This window comes from Streptomyces sp. NPDC046977 (genome assembly GCF_040644455.1).
Classification (GTDB): Bacteria; Actinomycetota; Actinomycetes; order Streptomycetales; family Streptomycetaceae; genus Actinacidiphila.
In genome coordinates this window covers 132,167-143,623 of record NZ_JBEYWO010000014.1, presented here as the reverse complement: position 1 = coordinate 143,623, position 11,457 = coordinate 132,167, and the positions used below count along the sequence as shown (strand labels likewise).

General features: G+C 73.2%; 8 protein-coding genes and 1 pseudogene. 6 read left to right on the top strand and 3 right to left on the bottom strand.

Features of this window, described 5'->3' with window-relative positions; genetic code table 11:
• Window positions 1-8: 8 nt before the first annotated feature.
• The 3 genes and pseudogenes from ABZ883_RS22125 to ABZ883_RS22115 all read right to left on the bottom strand — a co-directional run.
• Window positions 9-1,973 (bottom strand): TOMM precursor leader peptide-binding protein, encoded by a 1,965-nt coding sequence (locus tag ABZ883_RS22125; protein ID WP_360908531.1) that lies wholly within the window; start codon window positions 1,971-1,973, stop codon window positions 9-11.
• Window positions 1,966-4,185, bottom strand: coding sequence for a TOMM precursor leader peptide-binding protein (locus ABZ883_RS22120; RefSeq protein WP_360908529.1), 2,220 nt, complete (start codon window positions 4,183-4,185; stop codon window positions 1,966-1,968). The genes ABZ883_RS22125 and ABZ883_RS22120 overlap by 8 nt, the downstream gene beginning before the upstream one ends.
• 356 nt (window positions 4,186-4,541) lie before the next feature.
• Window positions 4,542-5,276: pseudogene (locus ABZ883_RS22115) on the bottom strand (BTAD domain-containing putative transcriptional regulator); the annotation flags it as partial.
• Between the two features lie 700 nt (window positions 5,277-5,976).
• Here ABZ883_RS22115 and ABZ883_RS22110 point away from each other — a divergent pair.
• Genes ABZ883_RS22110 through ABZ883_RS22085 form a run of 6 tightly spaced genes read left to right on the top strand, consistent with a single transcriptional unit; the run spans window position 5,977 to window position 11,430 of the window.
• Entirely contained in the window at window positions 5,977-7,515 is a 1,539-nt protein-coding gene (locus tag ABZ883_RS22110; RefSeq protein WP_360908527.1) for an ATP-binding protein, read from the top strand.
• Window positions 7,515-7,970 (top strand): roadblock/LC7 domain-containing protein, encoded by a 456-nt coding sequence (locus ABZ883_RS22105; protein ID WP_360908525.1) that lies wholly within the window; start codon window positions 7,515-7,517, stop codon window positions 7,968-7,970. The genes ABZ883_RS22110 and ABZ883_RS22105 overlap by 1 nt, the downstream gene beginning before the upstream one ends.
• Window positions 7,967-8,326 (top strand): DUF742 domain-containing protein, encoded by a 360-nt coding sequence (locus ABZ883_RS22100; protein WP_360908523.1) that lies wholly within the window; start codon window positions 7,967-7,969, stop codon window positions 8,324-8,326. Before ABZ883_RS22105 ends, ABZ883_RS22100 begins: the two co-directional genes overlap by 4 nt.
• Window positions 8,307-8,936: an ATP/GTP-binding protein gene (locus tag ABZ883_RS22095; protein WP_360908521.1), complete on the top strand. Its 630-nt coding sequence runs from the start codon at window positions 8,307-8,309 to the stop codon at window positions 8,934-8,936. Before ABZ883_RS22100 ends, ABZ883_RS22095 begins: the two co-directional genes overlap by 20 nt.
• Window positions 8,933-10,183 carry a cytochrome P450 gene (locus ABZ883_RS22090; RefSeq protein ID WP_360908519.1) on the top strand — a complete coding sequence of 417 codons (1,251 nt, stop codon included), beginning with the start codon at window positions 8,933-8,935 and terminating at the stop codon, window positions 10,181-10,183. Before ABZ883_RS22095 ends, ABZ883_RS22090 begins: the two co-directional genes overlap by 4 nt.
• Entirely contained in the window at window positions 10,180-11,430 is a 1,251-nt protein-coding gene (locus ABZ883_RS22085; protein WP_360908517.1) for a cytochrome P450, read from the top strand. The genes ABZ883_RS22090 and ABZ883_RS22085 overlap by 4 nt, the downstream gene beginning before the upstream one ends.
• The last annotated feature ends 27 nt before the right edge of the window (window positions 11,431-11,457 follow it).

Here is an 11,457-nt window from a genome sequence, read left to right as displayed (position 1 = left end):
CGGCTGGTTCACGGGAAGGGGTGCGGGGCGAGGTTGAGGTCCTCGTCCCGCAGGACGTGGCCGGTGAGGCCGGCGGTGTGCGGGGCGGTGCGCAACCGCGGCATGTGCAGCGCACGCTGGCGGTGCCAGCCGAAGTCGATGGGGATCAGGCCGGGCACCATGACGGCGGCCGTGTGCAGTCCGGCGTCGCGCTGCTCGGGCATCGTCTGGTCCACCACGACGACGTCGAAGCCGTGCGCGGTGACGGCCTCCACGGCGGCGTCGAGGTCCTCGCGCAGGTCGGCGGCGGGCGGGCGGCCGGTGCCGAGGGCGGCGACGGGGCGCGGCGGCGGTCCCGCGGGCCCGTCCCGCCGGTCCAGCAGGAAGTCCGCGTGCCGGGCCATGGAGGGCAGCCCGTACAGCAGCGGGTGGTCGTGCAGGACGTGGACGGAGCCGAAGTCGGCGGCCATCGCCTCCAGCCGGTCCCGCTCGCGTTCGGTGCGCCGCTGGAGCTTGACGGCGTCGGTGGCGATCTCGGCGAGCCCCGCGGCCAGGGCCGCCTCGGGGTCCCAGGAGGCTCCCGCTCCGAAGCACAAGGTGCCTGTGCCGCCGTCGGCGCGCTGTGCGACGGCGGTGACGACCGGGACCGGGAAGGTGATCCGGGTGTCGAAGAACCGGGCCCGGTAGCCGTACATGGCGAGCCGTTCGACCATGTGCCGGGTCGCGGGCCGGGTGCTGGTGGCGGGGTCGATCTCGGGCAGGGGGAGGCCGGCGTACCAGGCGATGAGGAAGGCGTCGCGTTCGACGGCCTCCATGAGCCCGAACAGGACGGCCTCCTCCAGACTGCCGCCCGAGGCGCAGCCGTTGGAGCTCTCCTGGACGAAGCGGTTCTCCAGCCCTCCGGGTGCGTGGTAGTACGCGAGCACTTCGGGGACGAGCAGCGGCCGCCGGTCGCGCAGCGAGTACCCCCACACCCAGGGGTGGGGCCGGTCCGGGTCGAAGGGCCGGACCAGGTCCTGGTGCCGGTAGAAGGCGTCGGAGTACACGCCGCAGGTGCGCGGGTCCAGGGCGTCGTCGCCGAGTTCGGCCAGGGACGCGACGACGGTGGTGCGCTTGCCGCGGGCGCGCATGCCGGCGAAGCGTTCCATGCCCTCCAGCACGCCGACGCGGACGCTGCGTCCGTAACTGCCCGTGTGGCCGCCCCAATAGGACTCGCGCAGGTAGCTGCCCGAGCGCAGGGTGAACGAGCCCACGGTGGAGGCGGTCGACGCGGAGGTGAGGTCCGGGGCGACGGAGGGGCCGAGCATGCCGGTGACGGGGTTGACGAAGGCCTCCAGCGGGAGGTCGTAGTCGTCGATGTGCCGGCCGCGGAAGCCGGCCGGGTCCGCCTTGGGGACGCTTCCCACGGTGACGGTGGCCGCCTCGGCGGTGTCGGGGACCCGGCGGTCGCAGTGCGGGCACTCCGCGTCGGGGACGAGGACGGCCCGGTTGACCTGGAGGCTCTCCAGGTCGAGCAGGTGGACGGCGCCGAACCGGCCCTGCTCCGGGGCGCGTTCACCGGCCGCCGCGGCCAGTGCGGCGACCGCGTCGACGGCGAAGGCGGTGGTGAAGGGCCACTCCCCCGTCGCCCGGGTGCCGGCGCCCAGTTCGAGGGCGTCGCGCAGGGTACTGGGCCGCACGGCCTGCCAGCGGCGGGCCAGGCAGCGCGGGCACGGCGTCCGCGCCGCCCGCCGGTCCGCGGGAGCGGGGCCGACGAGGGCGTGGTGCCCGTAGAGATGGACGGCGGCGGCCCCCTCGGCGGGGGCTCCGTCGGCGGGACCGGTGGCCGCGGCCTGCTCGTCGCGCAGGCCGAGCACCGCGACGCGCACCTTCGCGCCACCGCCGAGGTGGCGGCGCAGGCTGCGGGTGAACAGCGCCTCCATCGCCGGCGCGTCGGCACCGGCGTCGGGCGCTCCCCGCGGGGCGGCGGGCCGTGGCGCCGTGTCGTTACGCATCCACGGCCCCGTGGGCGAGCAGGACCCGGGCGACGTGCACGCCGCCGGCCCGCAGGTCGGCCGAACCGGTGTCCACGACCAGGGCGTCCAGGCCGTGACCGGCCAGCCGGGCGAGGACGCCCGCGCCCGGCTCCTGGTCGCGTACGGGCAGCGCGGACTCGCCGGTGACGGCCAGGGTCATCGGGTCGAGGTCGCCCAGCAGCGGGTCGCCGGTGTCGGGGAGCGCGGCGGGCGCGGACTCGCGGCCCAGTTGGACCTGTCCGAGCAGGTCGCGCAGGGCGGCGACGGCGGCTTCGCGGCGCGCGGGTCCGGAGCCGGTCGCCCAGAGCGTCCGCCCGGTGTGCGGGTCCTCCGCGCGGGCGAGCAGTACCGGCGCGGGCGCCTCGGCACCTCCGAGGTCCAGGAGTTCTGCGGCCAGGCCCAGGTTCACGGCCGACCGGCGCAGGAAGACCAGTTCGCGGTCCTCGCCCTCCCAGCCGGCCGGGAGCAGGGTGACCGCCGTTCGGCCGCGCAGCGCGAGGGTCAGGGTGTGCAGCGTCAGCGCCGAGTACAGGCCCTGCGCGGCGGCCTCGGACGGTGACCCGGCGGCGGCCGAACCGGCGGACGTGGGCTGGAACATCCGGTCGTGGTTGTCGGGGCCGAAGGGGCGCACCGCGCCCGCCGGGACCAGGGCGGTGCGCCCGGAGGCGAGTGAGGTCGCGGGCAGCCAGGTGCGGACCTGCCCGGCGCCGGCGCCGGTGCCCGAGGCCGCGTCCAAGGTGGCGGGGGCGAGCAGCGGCCACTTCTCCCGCGCGGCCTCCAAGGCGGCGCCGCGTACCGCGCCCGCCGGCGGCACCACGTGCTCGGCGTAGGTCGCGGCGGCGCGGTGCAGGGCCCGCAGCCGGGCCCCGGCGACGTGGTGCACGTCGAAGGCGGTGATCTCGCGCGGCCCGCGGTGGCCTATGCCGAGCCGTACCGTGCCGACCTTGAGGGGCGTCTGCTCCCACGCGTCGTCGGCGAAGGCGTCGAGCACGCCGGCGCGGGGGTGGGTGAGCACCGAACGAGCGTCCAGGGCGGCCATCGCCGCGTCGGCGTCGGCCTCGGGGGCGACCTCGCCCTCGTCTTGACGGACCGTCAAATTTGCTTCGACGGTCACGGGTTCCGGGCGGCCGTCCTGCTCGTCCCGGCAGAAGGGGCAGCGCGGATGCGGCAGCAGCGGCTCGGTGACCACGTCGAGGGAGTCGAGGTCCTGGAGGACGACGCGGCCCTCGGTCTCCGGCGCGAGCACACCGGTGATCTGCCGGAACACCTCGTACGCCAGGAGGTTGCCGAGCATGGCCGCGGGCGGGCCGGACACACCGGCGGTGGCGGACCGGCCGCTCTCGCCCAGGCTCGCGCCGCTCCAGAGGTCGGCCGCGGCACCGGCGTCGCCGTTGGCGCCCAGCCGCAGCGCCGCGCACGCCCAGCAGCCCGTCGTGGCCGAGGTCATGACGGGGCCGGCCACCGCCTGGCCGCCGAACGTCCAGGCGGGCAGCAGCCGTACGCCCTCGGGAACGCCCGCCTCCAGCAGACCGAGCACGGTGCGCGGGCCGCCCGTGGTGACGACCACGTCGTACCCGGCGAGGTCCGCCCACCCGGCTCCGGGGCCGAGGTCCTTGCGGGCGATCTCGACGGGGCATCCGTCGGCGGCCAGGGCGGCCGCCTCGTCGACGGCGGCGGCGAACGGGTCGTCACCCGTGGCCGCAGGTACAGCGATCGCGGCGCAGCCGTTGCGGACCAGGCTCAGCGCGCACCACTGCGCGACGTCGTCGTCGCCGAGCACCGCGACCCGGGTCTCGCGGAAGCGGCGGAACCGGCCGCCCGCCTCCCCCACATAGTGGTCGACGTAGTCGATCTGCGGGGCGAAGCGCCGCGCGACCTCGGGCGGCACTTGGTCCAGGCCGTCGCTGCCGGGCGTGACGTCACGGGCGAAGCCCCGTCCGTACAGGGCACCCACCAGCTCGCCGACCATGGCGCGCTGCTGGTCGCCCAGGCCGGCGCACATCTCCTCGACGCGGTGCGTCCCGTCGAGGTGGGGCACGATCAGCGACGCGAACCGGTAGGCCGATCTGCCCTGGAGATTGAATCCTCCGTGGGCATTGTGGAATACCACCCCGGCGGGCGTCTCGGTGAAAAGAACATCACGACGGATACGGGGATACGAGTGCGCGACTTCCTCGTACGCAGCGGTCATGCCGTATTACTCCCTTGCAGGGGCGCGGTCATGGGACACACGGAATCCCGGGCCGGTCGGGGAAACCGTCCGGAATCCGGTCAGGTCGTGCCGGGGGACATATCGGGGCCGGTGGCGTCGGAACGCATTTCCAGTGCGCCCCTGGCGAGGATGCGCAGCGAGTCGTGCATTCGGTACTGGCCTTCGGGGCCCTCTTCGAGCAGCCCCGCCCCGACGAGTGTTTCGAGGACCTGCGCCGCGCCACCGGCCAGAAAGGACTTTCCCGCGCCATCGGCCTTGGCGCCGGATTCGGAACGAGCCGGGAAATGGTCTCGACCATTGGCACGGGCCGCCGGGAGGGCGCGGCCGCCGGGCGCGCCGGCCGTGAGGTCGTCGCCCCGCAGCACCGCGAGCTCCAGCCGTTGCAGCGCGGGGCCGGGGTCGACCCCGAGCTCCGTACGCAGGTAGCGCTTGATCACCCCGTACTCGCGCAGCGCGTCCGCGCGGCGGCCCGTGCGGTGCAGGGCCGCCACCAGCTGCACCCAGAACGGCTCGTGGGCGGGGTGGGAGCGGGCCGCGGGCCACAGCTCGGCGAGCACCTGGCGGCTGCGCCCGAGGGCCGTTTCGAGGTCGAAGACCCGCTCCATGGCGCGCAGCCGCTCCTCGGTGAGCCGGGGCACGACCTCGCGCTGCAGGATCTCGGAGTGGATGTTGGCCAGCAGCGGCCCCTGCCACAGGGCGAGCGCGGCCCGCAGGGTGCGCAGCTCCTGTTCCGGGTCGGCCGCGGTGTCGGCGCTGCGCAGCAGATCGCGGAAGGCGATGAGGTCGAGCGTCGTGGCGTCCGCGGTGATGCGGTAGCCGCCGGGGACGGCCTCGATGAGCCGGCTCGCGACGCCGTACCGGGCGAACAGCTGCCGCAGCCGCTGCACGCAGGTGTGCAGCGCGGACTTGGCGCCGCCCGACCGCTCCTCCCCCCACACCACCCGCTGGAGAAAGTCCGCGGACACCGTGGAATTGGGGTGTAAAAGAAGGGCGGCAAGGAGGTTGGCGGGTTTCGACGGCTGAAGTGCGATGACGTCGCCGCCGTCCGCTATCCGAACCGGCCCCAACATGAGAAACCTCGGACTGAATTCCCCGGAATCGAATGACGCACCCGGTCCGGGTCCGTCGGACGTTTCCTGCACCTGGTCGACAGATTGCCTTTTCTGCATTTCCGCCCACACTCCCCGCTGACGTCCGCGAACGTACCACCGCTCACAGACCGCTCACAAGAGGACCGCAACAGCGCCGATGGGGTTTCCGGGAAGCCGTATGCACCATTTGGCCTCATTCATCTACGCGTGTCGACCCGGATGTACGAAGTTTTAACAAAAGCGCACCCTCGACCGCACTCCAAGAAAGGACCCGGCAATAGCGCGATGACGCGAACCACCCCATGCGCTCTTGCGCCGGACATCTCGGAGCACGCCGGACACGGGTAATCACCGCGGACATCCGGTTCATCGCCGCGCCGCCCGCCGAACCCGCCCTCCGGATACCGCCTCAGCTGACGTCACAGCAGGTCACGACGGTGATGCCGTCACGAAACCTCATCGGCGAACAGAAGTAACCGTGGTACCGATCAACCACGGTCAGGAACTCGCATATAGTGACCCGGAGTTCACGCGCCCCCGGCCCCGCCGGACGGGACGCGTGTTCTTTTGTGACATCACCTCCTTTATCCCCTTGCCCCCTTCACTCCCTTCACCTCCTTTACCTCCTTTCACGTCCGATCCGCACCCTCCGTCCGCACGGCCCCGAGGTCACCGATCCATGACAGCGCACACCCCGCCCACCCGCCTGTGGTCCGGGCGTTCGCGAGCCGCGGCAGCGCCAGAGCCGCCGCGTCCGCCGCTCCCGTACCTGGCCCGGACCGTCGCCGCCCCGGTGGTCGTCACCGGATCGGCGGGAATCTGGCTGGTGTCCGCCGCCGACGGTGCGCGCGTGCCCGCCGCGGTCGGCGCCACGGCCGGAGTCGTCCTCCTCGCAGCGGCGGCCGTCGTGGCGGCGACCTCCTCGTGGCGCGCGCGGCGTCTGGGCGAGCATCTCGCCCAAGAGGAGGCGGACACCGCCCGGTTCGCCGACGAGGTACTGCCCGCCCTGATCGACCGGCTGACGCACGGCGACTCCGCCGCCTCCGCCCTCGCCGCGCTGGGCGTACCGCTGGACGACGCCCGGCGCCGGACCCTGGCCCTGGTCGCCGAGGAACTGGCCACCAGCGAGGCGCGCCGCGCCGCGGCCATGTCCGCCGGATCCAACGCAGCGGGCCGCATGCAGGCACTGACCACCAGCATGCTGGCCGACCTGAGGGAGATGGAGCACCGGCACAGCGACCCCGCGGTCCTCGGCGACCTCCTCCACCTCGACCACCGCACGGCGCAGGCCGGCCGGCTCGCCGACAGCATCGCCGTGCTCGCGGGCGCCCGTTCGGGACGCCGGTGGGCCAAGCCGATCCGCATGGAGTCGATCCTGCGCGGCGCGATGGGCCGCATCAGTGGCTACCAGCGCGTGCGGCTGCACTCCAGCAGCGAGGTGGCGGTCGTCGGGCACGCGGCCGAGGGCGTGATGCACGCCCTGGCCGAACTCATGGACAACGCCGCCAACTTCTCGCCGCCGACCGCCGAGGTCCATGTGTACGTCGAGGAGGTGCCCGCGGGCGCGGTCATCACCATCGAGGACAGCGGACTGGTGATGGGCGAGGTCGCGCTCCGCCGCGCCGAGAGCGCGGTCGCGGCGAACGGCTGGGACCACCTCACGGGCCTGTCCGGCACGCGCCTCGGGCTCGTGGTCGTCGGCCGGCTCGCCCGCAAGCACGGCCTGAAGGTGTCCTTCCGGCCCTCGGCGCGCGGTGGCACCGGCGTCGTGGTGATGATCCCCCAGGAACTGATCACCCGTCCGCGCCCCGGCGGCACCGCGGACGCCGACTCCGCCGAGATCCTGCTCCCCGACCCGCTGCCCGTCGCGCCGCGCCCGGACCCCGAGGACCTGCCCTCGCGCACGGCTGCCGGTGAGGCAGCGCCGGAAGCCACGACCGAGACCGCGTCGGAGACCGAAACGGCGGCCGACCCCACCGAGTTCGGGGAGAGCGGCCTGCCCAAGCGCCGCCGCGGCCGCACCCTGGCCGCCGCCCGTCACACCGAACCGTCCGTCGTCACCCGCCGCTCCGCCCCCCGCGACGACGACACGCCCGCGGCCCGCGCCGCCCGCTTCAGCACCTTCCGGGGAGCCCTCAAGCGCAAGCCCTCCCCCGCATCAGCCCCCTCCGCGGCCCCCCACCAGCAGACCGCGACGGACCCAGAAAGCGATTCCTGATGACCGCAACCGCAGCCGGCAGCACCCACGGCAGCAGCACCAGCACCGACGAGAGACTCAACTGGCTGCTGGAGAACCTGCTCGAGCGGACGCCAGGCGCCCGCCACGCCCTGGTCCTGTCCCGTGACGGACTCAAGCTGTGCCGCACCCCCGAACTCTCCGTGGACCAGGCGGACCAGCTCGCGGCGATCTCCGCCGGCATCCAGAGCCTGTCGCAGGGCGCGTCCGTCGAGTTCGGCGACGGCAGCGGCGGCGTCCGGCAGGCCATGGCCGAGTTCTACGGCGGCATCCTGTTCATCGTGGAGGCCGGGGACGGCGCCCACCTGGCCGTCGTCGCCCGCGAGGACTCCGACGTCGGCGTGATCGGCCACAACATGAGCGAACTGGTCGAGCAGCTCGGGGAGCACCTCAGCGCGCCGCCCCGTGAGGCCGGCGCGGACGGCGACCTCGGATGACCCCTCGCCCGGGCCGGGACGACGATCCGGACCGGCTCTACACCCTCACCGGAGGACGCAGCCGTCCCGAATCGGACGTGTTCGACCTGGTGACCCTGGTGGTCGCCGAGTGCGATCCCGCACCCGGGATGCAGTCGGAGCACCAGCTGATCCTGCGCGTCTGCCGGCAGCCGACGGCGGTGGTGGAACTCGCCGCCGACCTCGCGCTGCCGGTCGGCATCACCAAGGTCCTGCTCGGCGACCTGCTGGAGACCGGCAGGATCAGCGCCCGCCACCCCCGAACCGTCCGTACGGCGGCCCAACTGCCGGACCCCGAGATCCTGGAGCAGGTGCTCGTTGGACTACGCAACCTCTGACCACAGCCCGCCGTTCCGGCGGCCGCTCAGCTCCACCGCCGACAACGGGCTGAAGATCGTGATCACGGGCGGGTTCGGCGTGGGCAAGACGACCATGGTCCGCTCGGTCAGCGAGATCCGCCCGCTGAACACCGAGGAGACGATGACGCAGGCGGGCGAGGCCGTGGACGACCTCGCCGGTGTCCAGGCGAAGACCTCCACGACCGTGGCCTTCGACTTCGGGCGGATCAGCCTGGACCGGCGCAATGTGCTGTACCTGTTCGGCGCGCCCGGTCAGCAGCGCTTCTGGTTCCTGTGGGACCGGCTGTTCAGCGGCACCCTCGGCGCCGTCGTCCTGGTCGACACCCGCCGGCTGGACGACTCCTGGTACGCCATCGACCGCCTGGAGCACCACGGGACGCCCTTCGTGGTGGCCCGCAACGACTTCGGCGGCCCCCGGCACACCGAGGAGCAGGTACGGGACGCGCTGTCGCTCGCGGACGGCATCCCGCTGATCGAGTGCGACGCGCGCTCGCGCCAGTCCTCCAAGGACGTGCTGATCACGCTCGTCCGGCATCTGCACACCCTGTCCGCAGCCAGCCCGCGTGCCCGGGAGACGACCGCACCGTGACCACCGAGCCATCGACCACCGAGGACGCGTTCGCGGGCGCCGTGCCCTTCAGCGGACCGCGCTTCCACGTCGAACCCGCCCAGCTGTACCGGGAGATGCGGCGCGACCACGGCGCGGTCGCCCCCGTCCTGCTCGACGGCGACGTGCCCGCCTGGCTGGTGCTGGGCTACCGCGAGCTGCTGCACGTCACCAACGACGCGGTGCTGTTCAGCCGCGACTCCGACGTGTGGAACCAGTGGGACCGCATCCCGGACGACTGGCCGCTGCTGCCGATGATCGGCCGCAAGCAGCCCTCGATCCTCTACACGGTCGGTGAACGGCACCGGCAGCGCGCCGCGATGATGAGCCACGCCATGGAGGCCGTCGACCCGTTCGAGCTGCGGCGCAGCGCCGAGCGGTACGCGGACCGGCTCATCGACTCCTTCTGCGGCCGCGGCCGGGCGGACCTGCTGGGCGAGTTCGCCACGCTGCTGCCGGTGCGCGTGCTGGCCCGCCTCTACGGCTTCACCGACGAGCAGGGCCCGGCGCTGGTCAAGGCGATCAACGACCTGGTCGACAGCACCGAGGACGCCATCGCCGGGCAGACCCATGTCTTCACCGCCATGACCGGGCTGCTGGAGCTGAAGAAGGAGCGGCCCGGCCCCGACGTCGTCTCCCGCATGCTCGCCGACCGGTACGACTTCTCGGACGAGGAGATCGTGCAGGACATGATGGTGATGACCGTCGCGGGCCACCAGCCGACCGCGGACTGGATCGGCAACTCGCTGCGGCTGATGCTGACCGACGACCGCTTCGCCGCGTCGTTCTCCGGCGGCCGGCACAGCGTGGGCCAGGCGATGAACGAGGTGCTGTGGGAGGACACGCCCACGCAGAACATCGCCGGGCGGTGGGCCACGCGCGACACGCGGGTGGGCGGGCGCCAGATCCGCTCCGGCGACCTGCTGATCCTCGGCTTCGCCGCGGCCAACGCCGACCCCCAGGTGCATCTGGAGGCGGGCGGCCCGACCCACGGGAACAACGCCTTCTTCTCGTTCGGGCACGGCGAGCACCGCTGCCCGTTCCCGGCCCAGGAGATCGCCGAGGTGATCGCCCGTACCGGGATCGAGGTGCTGCTCGACCGGCTGCCCGACATCGATCTCGCCGTCGCTCCGGAGACCCTGGTGCGGCGTGCGTCCCCCTGGCTGCGGGGAATGACCGAACTCCCCGTGCGCTTCACTCCCACTCCGGCTCTTGGAGAACGTCCATGAAATGCCCCGTCACCGGAGCGAGCGCCCTCGACGGCGCGCGCATCGTGCTCGACCCCCTGGTCCAGGACCTGGCCGCGGAGAGCGCGCTGCTGCGCGACGCGGGCCCGCTCGCGGCGGTCGAACTGCCCGGCGGCGTACCCGTGTGGGCCGTCACGCACCACGCGGAGGCGCGTGCGCTGCTCACCGACCCGCGGCTGGTGAAGGACATCGCCCACTGGGACGCGTTCACCCGCGGTGAGATACCGGCCGACTGGGCGCTGATCGGCCTGGCCAACCCGGGCCGCTCCATGCTCACGGTGGACGGCGCGGACCACCGCCGGCTGCGCGCGCTGGTCGCCCAGGCGCTGACCCCGCGTCGGGTGGAGCGGATGCGCGAGCGCATCGAGGAGCTGACCGCGGGTCTGCTGGACCGGGTGGCGAAGGCCGCCGAGGACGCCGAAGTGATCGACCTCAAGGCCGAGTTCGCGTACCCGCTGCCGATGTACGTGGTGCAGGAGCTGATGGGCATCGACGAGGCGCATCTGCCGCGGCTGAAGGTGCTGTTCGAGAAGTTCTTCTCGACCCAGACCCCGCCCGAGGAGGTGCTCGCCACCCTGGGCGAGCTCGCGGAGATGATGGGCGGCACGGTCGCGGCCCGCCGCGCCGAGCCCGGCGACGACCTGACGAGCGCCCTGATCGCGGCCTCCGAGGACGGCGACCACCTCACCGACGCGGAGATCCAGAGCACCCTGCAGCTGATGATCGCCGCCGGTCACGAGACGACCATCTCGCTGATCGTGAACGCGGTGGTCAACCTGCTGACCCACCCGGACCAGCTCGCGCTCGTCCTGGAGGGCAAGGTGGCCTGGGAGGCCGTGGTGGAGGAGACGCTGCGGCACTCCACGCCGACCTCGCACGTGCTGATCCGCTTCGCCACCGAGGACGTCCCGGTCGGCGACAAGGTCATCGCCAAGGGCGAGGCGCTGATCGTCTCGTACGCGGCCATCGGTGGCGACGAGGCCCAGCACGGGCCGACCGCGGGCGAGTTCGACATCACGCGGGAGCCGATCCGGCACATCGCCTTCGGCCACGGCCCGCACGTCTGCCCGGGCGCGGCGCTGTCCCGCCTGGAGGCAGGCGTGGCGCTCCCGGCCCTGTTCGCGCGCTTCCCCGGCCTGTCCCTGGCGGTCCCGGCCGCGGAGCTGCGCAACAAGCCCGTCGTGACCCAGAACGACCTGTACGAACTGCCCGTCCGGATCGCCGGCTGACCAGCCCGGCACGTCTCCCCCAGGTGC